This is a genomic window from Glutamicibacter sp. B1 (assembly GCF_039602135.1).
GTDB lineage: Bacteria > Actinomycetota > Actinomycetes > Actinomycetales > Micrococcaceae > Glutamicibacter > Glutamicibacter ectropisis.
In genome coordinates, this window is record NZ_CP125942.1 from 3,072,450 (window position 1) to 3,096,818 (window position 24,369).

Annotated in this window: 19 protein-coding genes; 8 read left to right on the forward strand and 11 right to left on the reverse strand. The window is 59.3% G+C overall.

What is annotated here, in order from left to right; genetic code table 11:
* Positions 1-157: 157 nt before the first annotated feature.
* Positions 158-1,642 (reverse strand): NCS2 family permease, encoded by a 1,485-nt coding sequence (locus QMQ05_RS14420; RefSeq protein ID WP_345471106.1) that lies wholly within the window; start codon positions 1,640-1,642, stop codon positions 158-160.
* A gap of 9 nt (positions 1,643-1,651) precedes the next feature.
* Entirely contained in the window at positions 1,652-2,137 is a 486-nt protein-coding gene (locus tag QMQ05_RS14425) for a nucleoside deaminase (RefSeq protein ID WP_345471108.1), read from the reverse strand.
* A gap of 367 nt (positions 2,138-2,504) precedes the next feature.
* Here QMQ05_RS14425 and QMQ05_RS14430 point away from each other — a divergent pair, with 367 nt between their 5' ends.
* The 3 genes from QMQ05_RS14430 to QMQ05_RS14440 are packed head-to-tail and all read left to right on the forward strand — an operon-like array spanning position 2,505 to position 7,466.
* Positions 2,505-3,887: an MFS transporter gene (locus QMQ05_RS14430; protein ID WP_345471110.1), complete on the forward strand. Its 1,383-nt coding sequence runs from the start codon at positions 2,505-2,507 to the stop codon at positions 3,885-3,887.
* 1 nt (position 3,888) lies between these two features.
* Complete coding sequence (locus QMQ05_RS14435) at positions 3,889-6,003, forward strand: molybdopterin oxidoreductase family protein (protein WP_345471112.1); 2,115 nt, start codon at positions 3,889-3,891, stop codon at positions 6,001-6,003.
* Positions 6,000-7,466 carry an FAD-dependent oxidoreductase gene (locus QMQ05_RS14440; protein ID WP_345471114.1) on the forward strand — a complete coding sequence of 489 codons (1,467 nt, stop codon included), beginning with the start codon at positions 6,000-6,002 and terminating at the stop codon, positions 7,464-7,466. Before QMQ05_RS14435 ends, QMQ05_RS14440 begins: the two co-directional genes overlap by 4 nt.
* An 86-nt stretch (positions 7,467-7,552) precedes the next feature.
* Here QMQ05_RS14440 and QMQ05_RS14445 read toward each other — a convergent pair whose 3' ends face one another.
* On the reverse strand, positions 7,553-7,681 hold the full coding sequence (locus QMQ05_RS14445; protein ID WP_345471116.1) for a hypothetical protein: 129 nt from the start codon (positions 7,679-7,681) through the stop codon (positions 7,553-7,555).
* Complete coding sequence (gene nirD / locus QMQ05_RS14450; RefSeq protein WP_345471118.1) at positions 7,678-8,073, reverse strand: nitrite reductase small subunit NirD; 396 nt, start codon at positions 8,071-8,073, stop codon at positions 7,678-7,680. Before nirD ends, QMQ05_RS14445 begins: the two co-directional genes overlap by 4 nt.
* Before the next feature lie 359 nt (positions 8,074-8,432).
* Here nirD and nirB point away from each other — a divergent pair, with 359 nt between their 5' ends.
* Positions 8,433-11,036, forward strand: coding sequence for a nitrite reductase large subunit NirB (gene nirB, locus QMQ05_RS14455; RefSeq protein WP_345471120.1), 2,604 nt, complete (start codon positions 8,433-8,435; stop codon positions 11,034-11,036).
* Positions 11,037-11,057: 21 nt separating this feature from the next.
* On the opposite strand, the gene QMQ05_RS14460 is transcribed toward nirB, so the two are convergent.
* Positions 11,058-12,047 carry an aldo/keto reductase gene (locus QMQ05_RS14460; RefSeq protein ID WP_345471122.1) on the reverse strand — a complete coding sequence of 330 codons (990 nt, stop codon included), beginning with the start codon at positions 12,045-12,047 and terminating at the stop codon, positions 11,058-11,060.
* A gap of 134 nt (positions 12,048-12,181) precedes the next feature.
* On the opposite strand from QMQ05_RS14460, the gene QMQ05_RS14465 reads away from it, so the two are divergent.
* Complete coding sequence (locus QMQ05_RS14465; RefSeq protein WP_345471124.1) at positions 12,182-13,060, forward strand: SPFH domain-containing protein; 879 nt, start codon at positions 12,182-12,184, stop codon at positions 13,058-13,060.
* Between the two features lie 79 nt (positions 13,061-13,139).
* Here QMQ05_RS14465 and QMQ05_RS14470 read toward each other — a convergent pair whose 3' ends face one another.
* The 6 genes from QMQ05_RS14470 to QMQ05_RS14495 form a co-directional block, all read right to left on the reverse strand.
* Positions 13,140-14,636, reverse strand: coding sequence for a DUF222 domain-containing protein (locus QMQ05_RS14470; protein ID WP_345471125.1), 1,497 nt, complete (start codon positions 14,634-14,636; stop codon positions 13,140-13,142).
* A 180-nt stretch (positions 14,637-14,816) separates the two neighbouring features.
* Positions 14,817-16,280: a nucleobase:cation symporter-2 family protein gene (locus tag QMQ05_RS14475; RefSeq protein WP_345471127.1), complete on the reverse strand. Its 1,464-nt coding sequence runs from the start codon at positions 16,278-16,280 to the stop codon at positions 14,817-14,819.
* 71 nt (positions 16,281-16,351) lie between these two features.
* Complete coding sequence (locus tag QMQ05_RS14480) at positions 16,352-18,673, reverse strand: FdhF/YdeP family oxidoreductase (protein WP_345471129.1); 2,322 nt, start codon at positions 18,671-18,673, stop codon at positions 16,352-16,354.
* A gap of 57 nt (positions 18,674-18,730) precedes the next feature.
* On the reverse strand, positions 18,731-19,561 hold the full coding sequence (fdhD, locus tag QMQ05_RS14485) for a formate dehydrogenase accessory sulfurtransferase FdhD (protein ID WP_345471131.1): 831 nt from the start codon (positions 19,559-19,561) through the stop codon (positions 18,731-18,733).
* Between the two features lie 74 nt (positions 19,562-19,635).
* The gene (locus QMQ05_RS14490; RefSeq protein ID WP_345471132.1) at positions 19,636-21,264 is read right to left on the reverse strand and encodes a BCCT family transporter; all 1,629 of its coding nucleotides are present in this window, start codon (positions 21,262-21,264) and stop codon (positions 19,636-19,638) included.
* Between the two features lie 37 nt (positions 21,265-21,301).
* Complete coding sequence (locus QMQ05_RS14495) at positions 21,302-22,276, reverse strand: flavin reductase (RefSeq protein ID WP_345471133.1); 975 nt, start codon at positions 22,274-22,276, stop codon at positions 21,302-21,304.
* 128 nt (positions 22,277-22,404) lie between these two features.
* Here QMQ05_RS14495 and QMQ05_RS14500 point away from each other — a divergent pair, with 128 nt between their 5' ends.
* Genes QMQ05_RS14500 through QMQ05_RS14510 form a run of 3 tightly spaced genes read left to right on the forward strand, consistent with a single transcriptional unit; the run spans position 22,405 to position 24,357 of the window.
* Complete coding sequence (locus tag QMQ05_RS14500; protein WP_345471135.1) at positions 22,405-23,100, forward strand: GntR family transcriptional regulator; 696 nt, start codon at positions 22,405-22,407, stop codon at positions 23,098-23,100.
* 40 nt (positions 23,101-23,140) lie between these two features.
* A complete protein-coding gene (locus tag QMQ05_RS14505) occupies positions 23,141-23,809 on the forward strand; it encodes an amino acid synthesis family protein (protein ID WP_345471136.1) in 669 nt (222 codons plus the stop codon).
* Positions 23,806-24,357: an amino acid synthesis family protein gene (locus QMQ05_RS14510; RefSeq protein ID WP_345471138.1), complete on the forward strand. Its 552-nt coding sequence runs from the start codon at positions 23,806-23,808 to the stop codon at positions 24,355-24,357. Before QMQ05_RS14505 ends, QMQ05_RS14510 begins: the two co-directional genes overlap by 4 nt.
* Positions 24,358-24,369 lie beyond the last annotated feature (12 nt).

A 24,369-nucleotide genomic window follows, 5' to 3' on the forward strand; every position in this document is an offset into this window, starting at 1 on the left:
CGAATTTTCGGGCGCATCGTGAATGTTGTGGATACTGTGCGGAAACAACCGCGCTTAGTGTCCGTGCGCGATCTGCCCCTTAGACCAGGCGATGCATTCACCCATGAGTAGCTTCTCTTTCTTCCCCGTGATGGACTCCAATATAGCCCGGATCACACTATCCCAATAGGAGTGCGACCGGTCCCCTGGCGAAGTAGATCAAAAAGCCGACGGCCACGATCCACATCAGCGGATGAACCTTCTTGTGCCGTCCGGCCGCGGTATTCACCACCACCCAGGCAATAAAACCGGCCCCGATGCCATTGGCGATCGAATAGGTCAACGGCATGGTGATCAGCGTCAGGAAGGCAGGCATGGCGCTAGAGAACCGCTTAAAATTGATCTCCCGGATCTGCGCGCACATCATGGTTCCGACCAACACCAGTGCGGCGGCTGCCACTTCCATGGGCACCACCGAGGTGAGCGGTGTGAAGAACATGGAACCGATAAACAACAGCCCGGTGATGATCGAGGCCAGGCCGGTCCGGGCACCTTCACCGATGCCAGCGGCGGAATCAACGTACACCGTATTAGATGAACTGGAGCCCACACCGCCGGCCACGGCACTCAAACCCTCGATGACGAAGGCGGCCTTGAGCCGCGGGAAGGTCCCGTCCTTGTTTGATAGTCCGGCGTTTTTGGCCAGGCCGGTCATGGTGCCCATGGCGTCGAAAAAGTTCGTGAAGACCAGGGTGAAGACCAGCATCGTGGCGGCCAGTACCCCGATCCGGCTAAAGGAGCCGAACAGGTCAAATTGACCGGCCAGCGACAGATCCGGCAGCGACACAATATTGCCCTGCAGCACCGGCATATTCAGGTGCCAGCCGTGCGGGTTCGCCACGCTACTGGGCCCAATTTTGAAGACCTGCTCGGCGATCACCGCCAACACCGTGGAGATGACAATGCCGATCAGGATTCCGCCCTGCACCCCACGGGCCACCAGCGCACCCATGATCAACAGTCCCAGCACAAAAATCATGGTCGGGATGGAAACGATCGACCCGCTCTCCCCCAGTTGGACCGGTGGTCCGGCTTCGGTGCGGGTGACAAATCCGGAGTCCACAAAACCGATGAAGGTGATGAACAGGCCGATGCCCACCGTGATCGCTGCCTTCAGGTCCTTGGGAATGGCGCGGAAGATGGCGGTGCGGATGCCGGTCATTCCGAATAGGACGATCAGCACGCCGTTGATCACCACCAGGCCCATGGCTTCGGGCCAGGTCACTTCTTGGACCACCGAGACCGCTAGGAAGGAGTTCATCCCCAGTCCGGCGGCCAGGGCGAAGGGAAGGTTAGCGATGAGCCCGAAGAGGATGGTCATTACCGCCGCGGTCAGCGAGGTCATCGCCCCGACTGAAGCCGCGGGTAAATAGTTTCCTGCCACATCCACTGGGGCCGCTTCGGGGCTGAATCCACCGATGATCAACGGATTGAGGATCACGATGTAGGCCATGGTGAAGAAGGTGACCAGTCCGCCACGGACTTCTCGTGAGAGGGTGGACCCACGTTGGCTGATGCTGAACAGTGAGTCCAGTAATTTTTTACCCCCGCCGTTTTCTGGGGCGGAGGTGGCAACGTCGTGCTTATCGCTGAGCGTTGTCATGGCGAGCGCCTAGTAATCGATGCGGGTATCCATGTGGTCCCAAGCCTCAAAGGGCTTGAGGTGTTCAACTGCTTCGTCGCGAAAGTGTTGCACGGGCATCAGGGCGCGGTTGGAGTTTTCTTCAAAATATTCGTAGAACACCGCGTCGTCAAAGCCGGCCTTGGCGGCATCGTGACGGTCGGCGGCGTAGTAGACCTTGGAGATACGGGCCCACAGGGAGGTGGCCAGACACATCGGGCATGGTTCGCAACTGGTGTAGAGCACGCAACCGCTCAGATCGAAGTTCTCCAGTGCTGCGGCCGCGGTGCGGATGGCCACCACTTCAGCGTGAGCCGAGGGATCATTGCTCGCGGTGACCCGGTTGACTCCTTCAAAAACCTGCCCATCGGGGGTCACGACCACGGCGCCAAAAGGGCCTCCGGCATTGTGGACGTTTTCGGTGGCAAGATTAATGGCCATGGAAAGATAATCTTGGCCAGTGGTATGAACGCTCATCGCGTGTCTCCTCATGCTGTAGCCAAGCACGATACGTCATCCGGTAACCGGTGATATTCCGACCGTACTCGACTGCTGAATTGATCAGTTGCACGCCCGGTAGATAGCGACCCAGGGGTGGGTGCCCGCCATAGACAGATACGAGATTAGCAGTGTGATGTGAATCAAGCAATCAATTTTGAGATTGCTTTTTCACATTATGAATAATTAGCCATTTTTTGCGTTTCCAACGGATTACCAATCTTTATCGCCGAGCCAAAAGCACCCGTGAGTTTAAATTCCCTTCGGTGCAACAACCTCCGCACCTTCGCGAAATACCGCTTTGCCATGCTCTAAGCATCAGTCATCTGCGAAGGGAAGAAATGCCGTGAGCTCACAAGTAGACCCCGGAACGCCAACACGCACCGACACCGCACCCGCCCTCGATATCAGCCCAGGACGCTGGATCAACAACTGGGCTCCGGAAGACCCACACTTCTGGCACACCGTAGGACAGGGCACCGCCGGAAGAAACCTCAAATGGTCGATCTTCGCCGAGTTCCTTGGCTTTAGCATTTGGCAACTCTTTGCCATCGTGGTCATCTACTTACCAGCAGCCGGATTCAGCTACAGCACCTCACAGCTTTTCTGGCTGATCTCCATGCCCAGCCTCGTCGGCGCCACCTTGCGCATTCCCTACACCTTTATGGTGGCCCGCTTCGGCGGACGTAACTGGACCATCGTCTCGACCTTACTGCTGTTGATCCCGGCGGTCGGTCTGTCTTTCGCATTAGCTAACACGAACACCCCCTTCGCTGTGATGCTCCTGCTCGCTGCACTGACCGGTTTTGGCGGAGGCAACTTCGCCTCCTCGATGGCTAACATCACCCACTTTTACCCGGCAGCCCAGAAAGGTTGGGCCCTAGGTTTGAACGCGGCCGGTGGAAACCTCGGCGCAGCCGTCGCCCAGTTACTGGTCCCGATCGCCATCACCATCTTTGCCGCCGGATCCTTGCAACTGCCACTGGCGGGAATCATCTGGATTCCGTTAATCCTCATCTCCGCGGTGGGTGCCTGGCGTTGCATGCACAATCTGACCTCCGCCAAGTCAGATGTGCGCGGGGCGATCGCCTGCCTGAAAGAAAAGCACCTGTGGATCATCGCCTGCCTGTACGTGGGGACCTTCGGCTCATTCATCGGCTTCGCCGCGGTCTTCCCGAAACTGATCGTTGATACCTTCCCGGCCTACTCACACCTGCCTTTGGGTACCGCCACCATCACCTTGGCCTTCCTCGGACCATTGGTTGGCTCTCTGGCCCGCCCCTACGGTGGCAAACTCGCCGACCGCATGGGTGGAGCCCGCATCACCGTCATCGCCCTAGCCGCCATGGCGCTGATTACCGCACTGGTGGTTTTGACCTTGCCGCTGGCTAACTTCTGGTTGTTCCTCTTGCTCTTCTTGTTGCTCTTCGCCACCACCGGCATCGGCAATGGTTCTACCTACCGCATGATCCCAGCGGTCTTCGCCCTGGGTGTGGGTTCCGAGGGCGCGCAGGCTTCCCGCAAGGCTGCCGCGGCTTTGGGACTGATCTCCGCGATCGGCGCCTACGGTGGTTTCCTCATTCCGCAGGCACTGGGATTGTCCATGTCGGGCGCGGGTTCCTACACCCCAGCCTTTATCGTCTTCATCGGCGCCTACCTCGGCCTGATGCTGCTGACCTGGTACAACTACGCACGTCGCGGGACCCTCTTCGCCCAACAGGGAGTCTAAAATGACCGCCACTCACTGCCCCTATTGCGCCCTGCAGTGCGGCATCACCCTAGAAAACTCGGGTGCACAGCTTGTCTTGAGCGGACGAGATTTCGAAACCAACGGCGGTGCGCTGTGCCGCAAAGGATTCAGCGCCACCAAACTCCTAGAGCACCCGCAGCGCCTGCAGACCCCACTACTGCGCCAAAGTGATGGGAGTTTTGCGCCGATTACCTGGGATCGTGCACTGGATCTGATCGCCGAAAAGGCGCTGAGCATCCGCAGTGAGTCCGGGGCCGACGCGGTGGCCATGTTCGGTTCCGGATCACTGACCAACGAAAAGGCCTACCAATTGGGCAAGTTTGCCCGGCTGGCTTTGGGGACCTCACGGATCGACTACAACGGGCGCTTTTGTATGTCCTCGGCGGCCGCGGGCACCAATAAGGCTTTTGGCTTGGATCGCGGTATGCCTTTTCCGCTGGCGGATCTGGATGACGCGGCCATGATCCTGATGCTCGGCTCCAATGTTGCCGACACCATGCCACCCTTTGTCCGCCACCTGGATACCGTGCGTGAACGCGGCGGGTTGATCGTGGTGGATCCGCGCCGATCGGCCACCGCTAAGTTGTCCGCCGAGGGGGCTGGCTGGCACCTCCAACCCACCCCGGCCACCGACCTGCAGCTCCTGCTCGGTTTGGCTCATGTGGTGCTGGCTGAATCTTTGGCTGATAGCGACTATTTGGCCGCGCGTACCACCGGGCTTGATGCCCTGCGTGCCTCGGTGGCCGCTTGGTGGCCAGAACGCACCGCGGCCATCACCGGTGTGCCCGCCGAAGAAATCCGACGCACCGCCAGAGCTCTGGCCCACGCCGCCCGCGAGGCGAAAAACGGTGGTCACCCCGTCTATATCCTCACCGGGCGGGGCATCGAACAACATGCCAATGGCACCGATACCGTCAGCGCCGCCATCAACCTCGCCCTGCTCTTAGGGCTGCCCGGCACCATGGCCGGCGGCTACGGCACCATCACCGGCCAGGGCAATGGACAGGGCGGGCGCGAACACGGTCAAAAGTGTGACCAGCTGCCCGGTTATCGCAAGATTGCCGATCCCGAGCACCGTGCCCACGTCGCCAAAGTCTGGGGCGTGGATCCTGAGATCATTCCCGGCCCGGGCATCCCCGCGGTACAACTACTGAACACTTTGGGTACCGCCACCGGGGCTCGCATGCTCATGATTCACGGGGCCAACCCGGTAGTTTCGGCCCCGGATGCCAACCAGATTTTTGCTGCCCTGCGTCGCCTGGACTTCTTGGTGGTCGCCGACTTCTTCCTCTCCGAAACCGCTGCCGAAGCAGACCTGGTGCTGCCGGTCTTGCAGTGGGCCGAAGAGGAGGGAACCATGACCAACTTAGAAGGTCGGATCCTGCGCCGCCGTGCCGCGATCGCCCCACCGGGGCAAGCCAAGAGCGAATTGTGGATCTTCAGCGAATTGGCCCAGCGACTGCAGGCCCCGGGCACCTTCTCGCCCGATGCCGCCGAGGTCTTTGCTGAGCTTAAACTCGCTTCGGCCGGAGGAATTTCCGACTACTCGGGGGTGAATTGGGAGCAACTGGATCAAGGGGCGAAGATCTATTGGCCTTGTCCCGAGGGAAGCACCATCAGTACCGATCCGGCCGCACGCAATGGCACCCCCAGGCTTTTCCTCGATCGTTTCGCACACCAAGATGGCAAGGCGCAGCTGATCGCGGTGTATGCCCCTGTGGCCTCACCGTCGAAGAAGATCTCACTGGTCACCGGCCGGTTATTGGAGCATTACCAATCTGGGACGCAGACCCGACGGGTGGATGAGCTAGCAGCCACCTCCCCGGATGTACGCCTGGAAATTCATCCGAGTACCGCGTTGGCCCACCAGATTAGCGATGGCCAACTCGTTGAGGTGTCCAATCAGCGTGGCACCACGATCGCCCGCGCCAAACTCAGCACCGATATGCGCCTGGACACCGTCTTTTTGCCTTTCCACTTCCCACGCACGTCCACTGCCAACTTACTGACCGACCCCAGCGTGGATCCTTTTAGCGCGATGCCCGAATTCAAACATGCTCAGGTGAGCCTGAACCCGATCAAGGGGGAAAATTGAAGCATCCTGAACACATTGTCATCATCGGTTTTGGCCCGGTGGCTGCCTCACTGATCGAAGGGCTGATGCCCTCGGTCACCGCCGGCGCCTGCCGCATCACCGTGATCAGCGCCGAAGAACATCTGGCCTATAACCGTGTGTTGCTCGCCGAACTGGCCATCGGCGCCGCCGCGTTCGATCATCTACTCATGGTTGACGAACAGCGCCTGAGAGCGGCCGGGATTCAATTACACCTCGGCGCCCAGGCCACGGGCGTGGATCGTGCCCGACGTCAGGTGCTGATCCGAGGTCGAGACGCAGTGCCCTATGACCGGCTGATTTTTGCTACCGGGGCCCGCGCCATGATCCCGAGCCTGAACGGGCTGAACTTCGATCCGCACGCCGATACCGCCCTACCCGAAGGCGTTTTTGCCTTGCGCACCATCGCCGACGCCGACAAACTAGCGCGCTGCCTAGCCCAGGGCCGCCGGATCCTGATCCTCGGTGGCGGCATCCTGGGCATTGAAGCGGCCCTGGCCATTGCCGCCGCTGGTGGCCAGCCCACCCTGATCCACCACGGCCCAGCACCCCTGGGCCGCGTAGTGGATTCCGACGGTGGCAAACTCCTCACCCGCTGTCTAGAAGATGCCGGAGTCCAGGTGATCTCCGGGGTCAAAGCCACCGGCATCGCCAAGGACGATGTCGGCTTCACCGCCCTGGTCACCACCACCCACGGGCAGATTCCCGGTGGCGCCCTGCTGATTTCCACCGGCGTGCGCGCCCGCACCGAATTGGCCGAAGGCTGCGGACTGGCCGTAGGTCGCGGCATCAAAACCAATGAGTTCTTGTGTGCCGATACCGAACAGCGCATCTATGCCCTGGGCGATTGCGCCGAGGTTGCCGGGCAGCCCCCAGTCGGCCTGCTCGCCCCGGGGTGGGCGCAGGCCAGCTGGTTGGCCCAGCACCTATCTTCACCGGAGCAAAGCTCGACCCCAGATTTTTCCGCATCCGACGTGCTCATGCTCAAGGGCCAGGGCATCGAGGTCGCCGCCGCCGGAGATATCAGCGCAGGTTTTTGGGACGACCCACAGTTGCAGGCCACCGTGTTTGCCGACCCTACCGCTGGACGTTATCTCAAGGTCGTCACCCGAGCCCAGGTGGTTATCGGGTTCCTGTGCATCGGGTTGCCACTGACCAGTGCGGAACTGATTCTCGCCTACGAGCGTGGCACCGCCCTGCCCCAGGATCGTTCCACGCTGCTGCGTTTGGATGATCCGGCCGTGGATCCTAGTTCGGCCCTGCCCAGTGATGACGATCAGCTGTGCCGTTGCTCCGGGGCTACCTATGGCCAGGTCGCCCACGCGGTCTCCGAAGGTTGCACCACCGTGGCCCAGGTTGGCGACGCGTGTCGCGCGGGCACCGGTTGTGGTGGTTGCAAGTCCAAGATCGAGGAACTGCTGGCCAAGGCCCCGGCACTCACCTAGTCAGGCTGGAACGACAAGCCGGGAACAAGAAAGCAGGAACGAGATATCTCGTTCCTGCTTTCTTATTTGTGACTATGGTGTTGTATTTACGCTGCAAGTATCTGGTCCTGGACTTCAAACCATCCTTGCCACGCGCTGTGTTCAACGTTGCCGTGCTCGACAACACTGTGTTCAACGACGCTGTGCTCCGTGCCTGCTGCAATCTCGCGACTCATTTGATCTGCTCCATCCACAATTGGCCTTCAACTTCCATCAGCTTGTGCACGGGCAAGGCCGGCGAATCAGCGTTCAGGCAGGCACCGGTATCCAGACGGTAAACCTCCTTGTGCAGCGGGCAGGCCACGGTGGCCACGGCTTGACCATCCACAACGGTGTCCCCGAGGATGCCGCGGGCCATCACCTTCGCGCCGCTGGTTGGGCAGTGGTGCGAGGTGGCATGAAAATTCTCGCTCTCGGTGCGGAAGAGGGCCAGCTGGGCCCCGTCGAGCAACAATGCTTCACCCCAGCCGGTTTCGAGTTCTTCGCTCCGGCATACCGGCGCAAAGCTCAGCGTTTCTTCCAGAGTCCCAGTTTCTTCCAGAGTCTCTTCGATCAATTGCGTGCTCATGAACGGCGTCCTTTACTGGTTGGTTTTGGCGGATATACCGAGCATAGGAGCCGGTTGTTTCGCCCAGCACCGTGAGCGATTGCCAATCAGTAAACCCTGACTCACAGCACAATCTGCGTCCGTGAAACCTCAATAGCACCGGAAATTCCGCGAAACTTCCACGTTGCTCCCTCCCGATGCACCCTAAGACTTTCAGCAATGAGTCCAGCATGTTTCGTCACTCTCACCGCCCCTGATCGGGGTGAGGGAGAGATTTACATCGGTGGAAACACCAGAGAAATTGCATGGCAAAAACGCTTTTCTAGGCTGGAGCCAACAACCTGCTACTGCTCGTTTCTAGGCGAAAGTCGAATTTGATCATGGGTACCACACACAACGAACGTCGCATCCTGGTAATTGGTGGCGGCCCCGCAGCACACCGCTTCACCGAGTCGCTAGCCAGCCGGGCCCCACAGAACCTGCACATCACGGTGCTGACCGAAGAAGCCCACCTCCCCTACGATCGTGTGGCCCTGTCCAAGGCGCTGACCGATCGCAGCGTGGATCTGACCCTCGGCGATGCCACCTTGTGGGAAGCCGAACATGTCACCCTAGAAACCGGTGCCAAGGCCGTAGCGATCAACAGTGAACTACGCACCGTCACCACCGAAGATCAGCGCACCTTCGAGTACGACGAATTGGTGCTGGCCACCGGTTCCAACGCCGCCACCCTACCGATCCCGGGCAATGAACACACCTTTGTGTACCGCACCCTAGAAGATGTGTGGTCCATCGCCGAGAAGGTTGAGGAACTAAAAACCACACTGGGTCGCACCCCAGTCGTTGCCACGATCGGCGGCGGGCTGCTCGGCCTAGAAGCTGCCGCCGGCGCCCAGGCGCTGGGCGCACAGGCCGTGGTGATCGACGGTGGAAAATGGCTGATGGGTACCCAGCTCGATGAGGGCGCAGGTCAGGCCATGGGCCGGTTGATCGCCCAGACCGGCTTCACCGTGCACGGCGGGGTTTACCCCAAGGAAGTGCTCAGCGAAGGCACTACCGTCACCGGGGTGCTGATGGCTGACGACCGGGTCATCGACGCCGACATGGTCGTGGTGTCCATTGGTGTGCGTCCCCGCGACGAGCTGATCCGCAACTACAACCAGGCGCTGGATGATGCCGACAGCCAGGCCCCACGCTTTTCCATGGGCCCGCGCGGTGGTGTGGTCATCAACGCGCAGTGTGCCACCGATATCGAGCACATCTGGGCCGTGGGTGAAGTCGCGAACTTCGAAGGCCTCTGCGTAGGTTTGGTCGCCCCAGCCAATTCCATGGCTGAGATCGTCGCCGAACAACTCGCCGGCGGCCAAGCCGAATTCACCGGTTTTGACACCGCCACCAAACTCAAGCTCTCCGGGGTGGATGTGGCCAGCTTCGGTGATGCCTTTGCCCGCACCGAAGGCGCCCTGGAAGTGGTGTACGCCGACGCGCCCCGCGGCCTGTACCAAAAGCTCGTCGTCTCCGCGGATGCAAAGACCCTACTCGGTGGCATCTTTGTTGGTGACGCCACCCCATATCAGTCGCTGCGCCCGATGCTCGGACGCGAACTACCCGGCGAACCCGGTGCCTACCTCAGCGCGCTGGGCGGCGAAGCTCCCGAAGGTGAACTGCCCGATGACGCGGTGCTGTGTTCTTGCAACAACGTCTCGGCCGGCGCAATCCGTGATGCTGTCTCGGGCTGCGGCAGCTGTGAGGGCAAGGATCCGGTCACCACGGTCTCTGGTCTAAAGGCCTGCACCCGCGCTGGCACCCAGTGTGGTTCCTGCGTCCCGATGATCAAGAAGTTGATGGAAGCGCAGCTGAAAAAGGACGGCGCCGAAGTCTCCACCGCACTGTGCGAGCACATTTCCTTCTCCCGCCCCGAACTCTACGAAGCCATCCGGGTGGCCGACCTGCACACCTTCGGCGAAGTCATGCAGCGTTTTGGTACCGGATCGGGCTGCGATATTTGCAAGCCGGTGATCGCCAATATCCTTTCCTCGCAGACCTCGGTGCACCCGATGGACGCTGGTTTGGCCGGAGCGCAGGATACCAATGACCGCGTGCTGGCCAATATGCAAAAGGACGGCACCTACTCGGTAGTTCCGCGCATTCCCGGTGGCGAAATCACCCCGCAGAAGCTCGCCGTGATCGCCGACGTCGCCCAGAGGTACGGGCTGTATACCAAGCTCACCGGTGGCCTGCGCATCGACATGTTCGGCGCCCGCCTGGAGCAGCTCCCCGATATTTGGAGGGAGCTGGTCGATGCCGGCTTCGAATCCGGTCAGGCCTACGGAAAGTCGCTGCGCAACGTCAAAACCTGTGTTGGTTCCTCGTGGTGCCGTTACGGCATGCTCGATTCCACGGCGCTGGGCATCGAGATGGAGCTGCGCTACCGTGGCCTGCGCGCACCGCACAAGCTCAAGATGGGCGTTTCGGGGTGTGCCCGCGAATGCGCCGAGGCTCGCGCCAAGGACATCGGCGTGATAGCCACCGCCGAGGGTTGGAACCTCTACGTTGGCGGTAACGGCGGCGCCAACCCGGCCCACGCCCAGCTGTTGGCCGGCGGGTTGGATGATGCCACGCTCTTCAAGTACATCGATCGCTACCTGATGTACTACATCCGCACCGCCGACAAACTCCAGCGCACCGCCCACTGGTTGCAAGACCTCGATGGAGGCTTGGAACGCGCCAAGCAGGTGGTCGTCGAAGATTCTCTGGGCCTGGCCGCGGAGCTGGAATCGGCGATGGAAGCGCACGTGGCCAACTATGAGGATGAATGGGCTGCGACCTTAGCCGATCCGGTCAAGCTCAAGCGTTTCCGCTCCTTCGTGAACACCGCGCAGCCTGATACCGATTTGGAGTATGTTTCCGAACGTGGCCAGCGACGCCCCGCCGAGCCGGTGGCATTAGGTGCCAGCATCCCGGTCGGAGCCCCGCAGCACTAGGCCACTGATCCACCCGCGTTGTTACCAGCGCGGGTGGATCAGTGCGCGCAGCATCGAATCATATAGATCGCGCACCGAGGCGCTAAAACCTTCGGAAATTTCCAGTGCACCCGCCGCCGCATTGGCTCGCGCCTGTTCTGGGTTGCGAGCACCAGGAATGATCGTGCTGATCCCCTCTTGTGCTGCCAGCCAAGCGAGCGCTACTTGAGCGCTGGTCGCGTCGGGGGCTTCTGCCGCCGCCAACCGCGCGAACTGCCCGGCCGCCTGAATACCTGTCGCGTAATCAACACCCGAGAAGGTCTCCCCTACGTCGAACGCGGAACCATCACGGTTGAAGTTTCGGTGATCGTCCTTGGCAAACTCGGTCTGCAGGTTGTATCGGTTGGTCAGCAGGCCACTTGCCAGTGGAACTCTCGCAATGATGCCGACGCCGGCCTCGCGAGCTGCCGGAAGAACTACTTCCAGTGGTTTGTGCCTAAAAGCGTTAATGATGATCTGCACCGTCGCCACATTCGGCCGAGCAATGGCGGCCAAAGCTTCCTCTACGGTTTCCACCGAGACGCCATAATTGCTCATGCGTCCTTCATCTACCATGGTGTCCAGCGCATCGTAGGTTGCTTCGTTGCTGTACACAGGAGTTGGTGGGCAGTGCAGTTGAACAAGATCGAGGGTGTCTACCCCAAGGTTGGCACGCGATCGATCGTTCCATGCCCGAAATGCGTCCAAGTGGTAGTTTTCCGGTAGCTGTTCAACTCTTCGCCCCATTTTGGTGGCTACGGTGACCTTGGCATCCGGGTTGTTTTTCAGCCATGTGCCGATCAGCTGTTCGCTGCGCCCATCGCCATAGACGTCAGCCGTATCAAAGAAGTTCACTCCGGCTTCATAGGCGGAATCTAGTACCGCTAAAGCCTCAGATTCTTCGACTGATCCCCAGTCGGCACCTAGTTGCCAGGTGCCCAAACCGATGACAGATACATTGCGGTGTGTTCGTCCAAGTTCTCGTTGTTGCATGCGTCCGAGTGTAGTGCGTCACCTGCATCGGCTGCGATGATGTATTCGCATTCTTGACACATTCGGCGTTTCAACCAATCACTTTATGATCTATTCGATAGAATATTCAGTGTCATCACAACACCGAGGAGATCATGTTTCCGACGATTTTTGCACTTGTAATTGCCATCATCGGCTTAGTCGTTGCCTTTGCGGGCAAAGCAATGAAGAAAGAAGAAAAGTACCGTGGCGGGACAATAGCCGGCGGCATCGGTGTCTTCGTTGTTGCTCTGGTCGTCATGGCGGTTATGTCAACCACTATCGTCCAGCCACGTACCGTTGGCGTGAAGGTTGCGCTGGGTAAGCCAACCTCGGTGGTAAGCAACGGTTTCCACTTGAAGTGGCCATGGGAAAAAGTTGAGAAGCTCGATGGCTCAGTACAGAACGATGTCTACTCTGCAGACAGCGCCATCCCAGTGCGTCTGGGCAATAACGGTCGCGCAAACGTTGATGCTTCGATTCAGTGGCAGCTCAAGACCGATGACGCCATGGACGTATTCCTGGACTACCGCACCTTCGAGGGCATTCAGTCGAATCTTGTGGATCGAAACTTCCGCGCGACCTTGAACGAAGTCATGGCGACCTATGATCCATTGGCCTATACCGAACCATCATCAGGCGGGCAGGATCTTGAAGGTCTGGCCAAGTCTGTGCAGGAAAAGATGCAGTCCAAGGTGAAGACTCAGATTGAGATCCGTTCGGTCACCCTGCCGATCATTAACTTTGATGAGCCAACACAGAATCGCATCAACGAGCTTCAGGCCGAAGCCGCCAAGACGCGCGTGGCTGAACAACGCAAGCAGACCAGTACTGCTGAAGCTGAAGCCAACAAGATCCTCGAACAGTCTTTGACTTCTGAAACTTTGACTTCTAAGTGCTTGGATATTGTCGCGGAATCTAATCAGAGTCCAATTGGATGTTTCCCAAATTCTGGAGTTCAACCAATCACCATGACCGGTGAGAATAAACAATAAGTAGTTTTTACTGTTTGGTACCAATCGCCCCAGGTCTTTTCTGGGGCGATTCGTGTATCCAACCCACTATTGAGCATGGTTATGCTGCGAGGTCTTCAACATCCGGCGGACCATCATCTTTTCCGGGCGGTTCACTGCCTGGGTCTGGTGGCTGATTCAACCAGGCCTCAAAGGTCTGCACCCACTCCGCTTCACTCATGCACTGCTTATAGGGTTGATGAGCGAACCCCGTCGCCGGTGGCGCCGTGGAATGATACGTCGGCCCCATCCCGGTCGCGATCTTCAACTTATGCAAACCGTCACTGAGGACAAACTCTTGCCATCCCGGGGTTTCCTTCGCCTGATTACAGAACTTACAGCGTCCATCCCCGTTAGTCACACACGTATGCCCACCCAAATACACTTGGGTCACATGATCAATCTCTTCAATGGTTCCGTCACAGAAGGGGGTGCGGCACCTTCGGTCACGCATCCTGATGAACTTCTTGAGTTTCTCCGGGAAGATCCGCGCTTTAGAATCCATCGCGACCAGTTCTTTGTCCCCTGGAGCCGTATACAAGCGAACCAGTTCTGCGGTGGCTTCTAGGGCGTTGATGAACGCTGGCGGCCGGGTGGTCGCCATTTCCGCCAACGTCATATTGTTCAGGATCTCTTCACCAGCAAGTAGCTCCCTGGCGTACTGGGGTGCGATCACCCCGTATCCTTCAAGGTAGGCTGGCTGCCGGTCACCCAAGAACAGGGTTTTATCGGTCATGATCAACCCAACACTGACCTGCACTGGGACTTTGGCTTCCGGGTGAGTGCAGAAACTCGCGAGGTAGTCCGCTTCAATCTGCGCCCGGGTTCGTTCATCTCCCACAGACTTCAAACTCTTCGACTTGGTTTTCACCGCGTTCTTCATGGCGATCCCTGCGATCAGGGGGAGTTCTGCGTGGATGCTCATCATCCCGGTCGACGGGTGGGGTGTGAACTTGATACGACGCTGCTCTTCCGCACTCTTTTGCTCTTTGCACTGATCATCCGAGGCGTAGGTGAGGGTGAAGTCTTTGACCTTGTCACTGATTTTCTTGGTGCCCAGGTTGGCGAACATGTGTGGGTTTTGGGCGTAGAGGTCATCAAATTCGGTGCGGCGGCGGGCTTTGACCTGGGCTAGTGGGGTGAGGATGGCCCGCATTTGCGCTTCCGTGAATTCCCCACGACTGTAGGCTGCGGCCAGGTGTGGGGTGTCGTTGAAGAGGATGCGACAGTTCTCTAGGTATTCGCTGTAACCGTGGGGGTCTGTTTTGCGTGCGAGGGCGATGTTTGCTGCGGCGCCGCGGTTGAGTTGTTTGAAGTTTCCGCGTTCGGTGTTTTCTTGAACGATGGTGATCTCTGTTTGGTGGGCGAGGGCTGCTTGGTGGTAGTGCAGGGAGGAGATCGCGTTTTCGAGTTGGTTGATGGTCGCTAAGCATTCTTTGGTGGTGCCGTGTTCTTCGATCTGTGCCAGGGTGGCTTCCATGCCTTTGATCACGGCGGTGAACGCGTCGTGGTGTTCTGGGGTGGGGTTCTCTGGTGTGGGGATCGTTGTTTCGGACATATTCTTATTTTACGCCTGTTAGTCGAATATGTCTTCGATTATTTGGTTGCGGGTGGATAACTTTTAGAACACGTTGATGTTTCAGGTCAGGGGCGGGTTGACGGGGTGATCAAGGCTGAAAAAGCAGGATGGAGCGTGCGCTTAGGAGGTCGAAAAGTTCGAAAGCGCACGCGCCGGAGGTCAGCCTTGAGGCATGGGCCGATCGCCGGCTTGACCGGGTTGCTCGGCGATGATTTGCACTTCCAGACCCTGGTGATCGTAGAGCTTGCCATCGATCAGGTGATCGCCGTCGGACAAAGCGTCGAGCTGGTACTTGTAGATGGTGCGCTGGGAGATTTTCTTCTGGCCCCAAGATAGCTCGTTGAAGATGATGTTCAGCAGAACGGCCATGATCGTCGCCGAGGAAATGCTCGATTGGAAGATGGTGCCGACCCAGTTAGGGAAGGCCGCGTAGAAGTCAGGCTTGACCATCGGGATACAACCAAAGGCCAGCGAGGTCGCGATGATGAGCATATTGAAGTTGTCGTCCTTGGCCTTGGCCAGGGTGCGGATTCCGGCAGCGGCCACCGAACCGAAGAGCACCACGCCTGCGCCACCGAGCACCGGCTGCGGGATGGAGGCGATGACTCGGCCGAGGACCGGAAGTAGGCCCAAGATGACCAGGATTCCACCGCCGGCGGCCACCACGAAGCGGCTCTTGACTCCGGTGATCGCGACGAGTCCGACATTTTGCGCGAAGGCGGACTGGGTGAAAGTGTTGAAGACTGGGGCGACCGTGGAGGAGAGCATGTCGGCGCGCAAGCCGTTGGCGATGCGGCGCGAATCCACCTTTGAACCGGTGACTTCGGCGACCGCGAGCATGTCAGCGGTGGTTTCGGTGTAGGTCACCAGGATGACGATCAGCATCGAAATGATGGCGCTGAGGTTAAAGATCGGCAGCCCAAAAGCGAAGGGGGTCGGCACCGCGAAAATTTCACCGGTAAGCACCTGAGAGAAATCGGCCATGCCCATGAAGACCGCGACCAGCGTGCCTAGGGCGATGGAGAGCAGGATTGAGAGGCGCGAAAGCGCGGGGACCCCGGATTTGGACAGGGCCAGCAGGATCACCAAGGTGATCGCCGCTAGCGCGATGTTTTTCATCGAACCGTAGTTTTCGCCGGCCGCCGAGCCGCCCATGGCCCAGTCAGCGGTGACCGGGAAGAGTGAGACACCGATGATGGTGATGACCACGCCGGTGACCACCGGCGGGAAGAAGCGCAGGAGTTTCGCGAAGAATGGGGCGATCACAATGCCGATCGCTCCCGCGGCGAGCACCGCGCCAAAGACCGCCGGCATACCACCGTCGGCGTTGAGGATCGCGATCATGGTGGCGACCCCGGAGAAGGAGGTGCCCTGAACCAGGGGAAGCTGGGCGCCAAAAAACGGAATGCCTAGGGTCTGCAGGATGGTGGCCAGCCCGCCGATAAACAGGCAGCAGGCCACCAGCACGCCGACCTGGGCGGTATCCATACCGGCGGCGTTGCCCATCACCAGGGGTGGGGCGATGATTCCGCCGTACATGGTCAGCACGTGTTGGAAGCCGTAGGCCACGGTGCGGCCAGGGCTTAAGCGTTCGTCTTCGGGTCTTGCACTGATGGCACTCATGGGGGTCCTCTTCGGTGGGGTTGCTGTTAATTCTCCCGCATCACCACCGAAGAGGCCGACAAGCCCCTGGGTTAGGAGTCCAAGGTTGCGCCGGGTTGTTGAGTATGTTCGACGAAGCGCACCATCATTGCCTTAAAGCCCGGGGTATTGGATTCGCGGGCCACCAGATCGCGGTGCACCAGCGCGTTGGCCTCCGGATAGTAGGCGGCCACGCAACCCTTGGCGGTCGGGTAGGAAACCAGCCGGAAACGATTGGCGCGGCGTTCGGTGCCGGTGAAGGTGGAGATCACATCCACCAGGTCGCGGTCCTTAAACCCGGTGGCTTCCAGGTCTTCGGGGTTGATCAGGATGACCCGGCGGCCGTCCTTAATACCGCGGTACCGGTCATCGAGCCCATAGAAGGTGGTGTTGTACTGGTCGTGGCTGCGCATGGTCTGCAAGATCAGGTGACCTTCGGGTGCATGCAGGGACTCAAACTCGGAGACCGTAAAGCGGCCCTTGCCAATGTCGGTGGCGAAGGAACGGGTATCACGCGGCGGGTTGGGCAGCACAAAACCGTTCTTATCGCGCACGCGCCGGTTGAAATCGTCGAACCCGGGCAACACCTTTTCGATGTGGTCGCGGATCACGTCGTAATCTTCGGCCATGGCGCGCCAGTCAATCGGGTGGTCCTCGCCCAGGATCGCTTGGGCCATGCGGGCGACGATCACCGGTTCGGCCAGCAGGTGATCGGAGACCGGGGTCAGCCGCCCGCGGGTGGACTTGATCACCGACATGGAGTCTTCCACCGAGAGGAACTGCGGGCCGCCCGGGTGCTTGTCATCCTTATCGGTACGACCCAGGGTGGGCAGGATCAGCGAGGTCTTGCCATGCACCACATGCGAACGGTTCGGCTTGGTAGAAACGTGCACGGTCAGCTTGGCGCGCTGCATGCCCGCTTCCAGCGCTTCGGTGTCCGAATTGGCCAGCGCGAAGTTTCCGCCCATGGAAACGAATACGTCAACCTCGTCCTTTTCGAAGGCGTGCAGGGTTTCGGTGGAGTCGTAGCCGTGGGCTCGTGGTGAGCTGATGCCAAATTCTTTGTCGATCGAGGCGAGCAGTTTTTCGGTCGGTTTTTCCCAGATGCCCATGGTGCGATCGCCTTGGACGTTGGAGTGGCCACGCACCGGGCAGGCCCCGGCGCCGGGCTTGCCGAAGTTGCCCTGCAGCAGCAACAGATTGATGATTTCTTTCAGTGTCGGCACCGAGTGCGGCTGCTGGGTCAGGCCCAGCGCCCAGCAAATGATTGTCGCTTTGGATTTGATCAGTAGTTGCGCGATCTCGATGATTTGCGCCCGGCCCAGCCCGGTGGCTTCTTCGGTGGCCTCCCAGTCCAGGGTTGCGCGTGCCTGGCGGTAGGCGTCGAATCCGTCGGTGACCTGGTTGATGAATTCGTGGTCGACCACGCTGCCGGGGTTTTTGGCCTCTTCTTCCAGCAACAGGTGTCCGAAGGCTTGGAAGAGCGCGAGGTCGCCGCCGACCTTGATCTGCAGGAAGTCGCTGGCTACCGGTTCGGCCTTGCCGAGCATGCCACCCACGGTCTGTGGGTCCTTGAAGCCGAAGAAGCCGGCCTCGGGCAGCGGGTTGACCGCCACAATGCGGGCGCCACGTTTGCGGGCGTCGGACAGGGCGGAGAGCATGCGTGGGTGGTTGGTGCCCGGGTTTTGCCCGACCACGAAGATCAGCTCGGTGTGTTCGAAGTCTTCCAGTGAGACGGTGCCCTTGCCGATGCCGATCGTCGGGTTCAGCGCCGAACCCGAGGATTCGTGGCACATATTTGAGCAGTCCGGCAGGTTGTTCGTGCCCAGCGAGCGCGCGAGCAACTGGTACATGAACGCGGTCTCATTGGCGGTGCGCCCGGAGGTGTAGAACACGCATTTTTCCGGGGTGCTGGCGTGCACGTGCTGGGCGATCGTCGAAAATGCGTCGGCCCAGCTGATGGGTTGGTAGTGACTTTCACCTTCGTGGATGATCATCGGGGTGGTGATCCGGCCCTGGGAGCCCAACCAGTATTCGGTTTTGTCCTTGAGCACGTCGATGGGGTGCTGGGCGAACCATTCTGGGGTGACGGTGCGTGCACTGGCTTCTTCGGCGATGGCCTTGGCACCGTTTTCGCAGAATTCGGCGGGCTTGCGTCGCTCGGTGATGGACTCGGGCCAGGCGCAGCCCGGGCAGTCGAAGCCGCCGTGCTGGTTGACCCGGAGCATCGAGCGCAGGGTGCGCGACGGTCCTGCCTGGCTGAAGCCACGTTCCATGGAAACCATGACTGCTTTAAGCCCGGCGGCAGCATGGGCTGGCTCGCTGACCTTCAGTTCATCTTCGTTGATGTCCTTTTTAGGTGCCGAACGATGCAAGAGACCCTCCTGTGTGTAACGCGATCGGTACTGATATCCAGATCACATATTACAAGGCTACGCCCTGTTGACCCGATGCGCATGTGTATATATGTTCACGCTAGAACTTCTGGAGAAGGCTGCCAAGGTCAACCCGGTTTCTTCAGCCAAATCCACAGCCAAGGACGAGGGGGCGCTGACCGCAGTTAATACTCCGATCCCGGCCATGGCAGCCTTTTGAACCAGTTCGAAGGACGCCCGACCCGAGACCTGTAACACCGTATCCTTCAGCGGCAGCATCCCGGCACGTAGCGCCGCGCCGATCACCTTATCTACCGCATTATGCCGCCCCACATCCTCGCGCAGGATCAACAATTCACCGCTGGTGGAAAACAGCCCCGCCGCATGCACTCCCCCGGTGGCAGAGAACAGCTTCTGGGATTCGCGTAGGGTATCGGGCAGATCCAGTAGGGTCGCCAGCTCGATCATCCCGGTCTGCGCATCCAGGGCGAACCCGGCCTTTTTGCGCACCTCGTCGATCGAATTGGTGCCACAGATTCCACAGGCCGAACTGGTCACCACATTGCGGGACTTGGCCAGATCCGGGGGTGTGGCCCCGGGCCCGAGCTGCACCTCGATCACGTTGAAGGTCTGGTTGCCTTCTTCGTCGGTGCCGGCGCAGTAGCGTAGCGAGAGCAGTTCTTCGGAGGCACGGATCACCCCTTCGCCGACCAAAAAACCTGCGACCATATCAAAGTCGTCGCCCGGGGTGCGCATGGAGGTGGTGTAGGAAGTGTGCCCGAAACGGATTTCCAGCGGCTCCTCGCCGGCCAGTTTTTCTTCGCGCACCCGCCAGCCACCCTCGCGGGTTGCCCGGATAATGCGACGGCGAACGATCTTACGGCCCATGAACTTGCTCCTTGCGGTGCGTTTGCATACTCTGGCCAATACTCGCACACCGCTGGCAAAAACCGTGTGTCGACTTATTCCTCGGTCACTGTTGCGACCACCGGCAGGCGCGTGTCACTTTGCAGCTCACGCATCAGCGAGATCCCCAGCAAGGTCACGATGACCGTGAAGGGAACAGCGGAGAGGATCGCAGCTTGCTGTAGGGCTTCGAGACCACCGACCAGCAGCAGGACGATCGCACAGACACCGGTCAGCAGCCCCCAAACCGTGAGTATCGGGCGCTTGGGATACATATTGCCTCCCGAGGTCAGAGTTCCCAACACGTAGGTATTTGAATCCGCCCCGGTAATGAAGAACAGCACCACCAGGATGATCGTAAACGCGGAAGTCACTTCCGGTAGGGGCAGTTCGGCCAGCATGGCAAAAAACGTGCTGTTCGTATCTTGCAAAGTCGCCTGCCCGATCTGCGAGTTGCCGCTCATCTGCTGATGGATCGAGGTGCCACCAAAAATGCTGAACCAGACGCTGAAAACCAGGGACGGGACGCCCATCACGGCAAAGACAAATTCACGAATGGTTCGACCCTTGGAAATTCGTGCCAAGAAAATACCAACGAAGGCACCCCAGCTCAACCACCAGGCCATCATGAAGTAGGTCCACCACTGCATCCACTGCAGGTCTTCAACACCCGAGGGAGTCAGCAACGCCACGGCAGGAAATTCGCCCAGGAACTGCCCCATGGAACGGAAATAGATGTTGGAAATGAATCCGGTGGGACCGGAAACCAGGACAAAGATGCCGATCACCGCGGCCCCGATCATGGTGCCCTGACTGAGCCATTTGATGCCCTTGCCCACCCCGGAGAGGGCCGAAAGAGTGAAGACGATGGTCACGCCAGCAATGATCACGATCTTGACGAACAGGTCGGTGGGGATCCCAAAGAGGCTGTTCAGTCCCTCGGCGACTTGTGAAGCTCCCAAGCCCAGTGAGGTGGTCGTACCAAAAAGCGTGGCCAGCACGGTGAACACGTCAATGATCTTGCCGAGCCATCCGTCCATGGATTTGCCCAGCACCGGTCGCAGCATCACCGAGACGAGACCTGAATTGCCTCGGCGGTGTGTGGAGTAGGCAATGGCTAGGCCGAAGACGCCGAACAGCGCCCAGGCGTTGGGGCCCCAGTCGAAGTAGGAGAATTGCAGGGCCAGTACCGCTGCATCCATGGTTTCGGGTTCGGCTCGACCATGCGGTGGAACCATGAAGTGGCTCATGGGTTCGGCCGCGCCGTAGCTAATGAGCCCAATGCCCATCACGGCACCGAGAATCATCGCGATCCACGCCCAGGTGGTGAATTCGGGACGATCGGCATCTTTGCCCAGCCTGATGCCTCCGTAACGTGAGAAGGCCAGGAAGAGCATCAGGACGATACAGCCGAGCGTTACCAACAGGTAGCTCCAGCCAATGTACTGCGCCGACCAGGTGGAGGCCCCGGACATCAGCGCGTTCAGACGCTGTGGCGCGATGGCGGCCCAGAGTACAAACACCACGATCAACGACAGCGAGATAAACAGGACGCTGCCCGGACGCTGGAGTCGCTTGTAGACCTGTTTCGATTCGTTCTTGTCGGCGGCGCGACGCAAGGTGCCGCCGGTGAGCGTTGGGCCTTTGTTCGGCCCTTCTTGCTTTTCGTTGATTTCGGTACTCATGACTCTCACACTTCGTTGGTTTTCAGGAATCTTCCGGCTATAGAGCTGTTAGTTCGGCACCGTCGTAGAACCGTCCGGCCTTGTAGACCATGGGTTCGAGGGCGGCCACCTCGGAATGCTTGACCTTGGCGATGAACACCGTGTGGGTCTTGGCTTGGAAGCGTTCTTTGATCTCTGCTTCGATGGAGGCTGCCGAACCGTCGATCAGCGGGCTGCCGTTCGGCCCCTGATGCCAATCCAGGTTGGCGAACTTGTCATCACCCTTGGAAGCGAAGGTGCCCACGGTGTCACGTTGCCCATTGCTCATGATGTTGATGCCAAGGTGCGTGGATTTGAACAGCGATGCATAGGTGCTGGTGGTCTTTTGTACACAGACCAGCACCAGTGGTGGTTCGAGCGAAACCGACACGTAGGAATTGGCGGCCAGCCCGCGAGGTTTGCCGTGTTCGTCCTTGGTGGTCACCACGGTGACCCCGGTGATGAATTGGCGGTTGAAGCCTTTGAGCTCGTCGAGCTTCGGCACGCCGGACAGATCGTCGACGACCACTTCATCGTCCGCGGACTCAAAAGCTGACTTGAGCGAGGGGACACCGACATCTTCGAGTAATTCGCTTTGGTCCCAGGTCACCTGCTCGGTGATGATTTTGCCGTCCTGGATCTGAATAAGGTTCGAGCCCCGGGTTTCCACGGTGTTGCCGGTGGCCGGTACGCCCTGTAGGTCGTTGATGAATGTGCCGGTGGTGTGCCAGAAGATCGCGATGGACTGTTCGTTCTCGTCCACGAGCAGGTGGTCAATGGTGGTTACCAGGTCAGGGAAGGCTTCACGCACCGCCATGATCTCGGTCTTGAGCTCATTGAGGCTGCTGACATTTTTGGATTTTTTGCTGATGCGTCGAAAGTCTGCGTGGAAGATCTCGTCGAGGGCGTCGACGCGGCCCTGATCCCAGGCTACCTCCCAAGCGCTAACTAGTGATTCTTTGAGGGGCTGAAGTGAATTTACGATTTGTTGCATGCAAGAAATGCTAGCAAAGCCTGTGATCCAGTCAACACATTTTTAAAAATTCTCTTGAATTCAGCGAATTCATGCAGATTGACAAGAACTCTCTTGCATACATGAAAATCTGTGGTTAGAGTTCTTGTATGCAAGAGAGTTCACCTGTGGGATCAAAAACCACCAGCGCCCCAGAAACGCCACTGCTGGCCCGACTGCGCCAAATGATCGTCACCGGGGTTGTTCAGCCTGGCGACTTATTGGCTGAGACGGCCCTGGCCCAAGACTTTGAGGTCAGTCGCACCCCCATCCGAGAAGCGTTAAAACAACTGGAGCGCGAAGGGTTGGTCGAAGTACGTGCCAGGGTCGGCACCTTCGTCAGGAAACCTACCCAGCGCGAAATTCACGAGATGTTCTCGCTGAAAGAAGCCTTCGAAGGATTGGCCGCAGGCCTGTTGGCCAGGCGGGGCGCGGTACCCGAGCTAGAACAGCTCAAAGAAAATGTTGCCCGCAGCCACCAGGCGGTTGAACGCGGCGATGCCGAGCTCTATTCACAATTGGTGCACGAGTTTCACAGCACCCTGGTCGCCGGGGCAGACAGCAGAAAACTGTCCGAACACTACGACCTGTTGATGAACCAGCTGGCCTACCATCGCATCGTTTCGCAGACCCTGAGTCTGCCCGGGCGCTTGCAGAACTCTCAAGACGAGCACCAGGCAATTATCGACGCCATCAGTTCTAAGGATCCGTTGACCGCGGAGCTGGTGATGCGCAGACACGTGAATGCTTCAAGCCAATCGGCGGCCCTGGCCGCGCTCAAAGAAGACGAAGAACACCCGGGATAGTCCGGCATAGTCCCACACTAGCCACGCAAAGGAATAGCAGATGAATGCTCCACTGGCCCAACCACCGCAGCTCATTGACTTGAGCAGCAGATCGACGCTTGATGACTACCAGGACGTGGCCCAAGCTATCAGTTTGCGCAAGATCTCGTGCACGGTCGAAGAAGTTCCGCACCACGAGCTAGGTGTCATCACCCGCGCGATTGCCACCGCAGTGATTCCCAATCCTTGGCTCGGCACCGGCACCTCGCAGGATCTGTCCGAACGGACCGAAGCGATCGCCCCCTTGCTCGCCAAGTTACTGGCAGATCGTCTGTTGGATGCCTTGGGTGGCGCAGACAAGGTAGAGGCTTTCGGCAAGGCCGCACTGGTGGGTAGCGACGGAGAACTGGAACATGCCGGAGCTTTGATCCACACGCCGTTCTTTGGCAACCTCTTGCGCGAAGCCCTCGATGGCAGCTCGATCATCTGCTTTGTCGACGGCCGCGGTGTTCCCGGTGAAACGCTGCGTGTGCCGATGTGGCACAAGAGTGCGGCGGCGACCCGCACCCATTACCAGACGCTCGAACTCTTCTTGTCCGATGCACCGCATGCCGGAGAAATTGCCGTCATTGCCGCGGCGTCGAGCGGACCCAGACCACATGCACGAATCGGCGATCGAACAACCGACCGCACCATCACTTCCGAAATATTGAAGGGAATCCAACTATGAACTACCGCAAGCTAGTGACCATTGTCGAAGAGATCGCCACCGAAGGCGGACGTCCGGTAGACCCTGTAGCACGTGTAGCCATTGTCGCCGCCGTGATTGAGAATCCCTGGGCCGGCCAGGGTTTTGTTGAGGATCTGAACCCAGGAATCGATGCGGTCGCTTCGGATCTTGGTGCGTTGCTAGCCCCTCGGGTGATCGAAGCTTTGGGTGCCCCACTTGAGGCCTACGGCAAGGCGGCCATCGTCGGCCTGGATGGGGAGATCGAGCATGGATCGGCGTTGATCCATACCTTGAAGTTCGGTAATCACTTCCGCGACGCGGCTAAGGCCACGACCTTGTTGCCCGCCGTGGAAAAGCGTGGGCCGGCCGGGGTGCAGTTTGATATCCCGCTCAAGCATTTCACCGATGCCACGATCCGTTCGCATCACCAGAGCGTCGAGGTCAAGATCGCTGATGCCCCGCACGCCGGCGAAATCCTGATCGCGCTGGCCGGCGCCACCCGTGGTCGCCCGCAGGAACGTTTGGCCGCGCTGAGCACCGAGCAGTAATACTGCGCACTG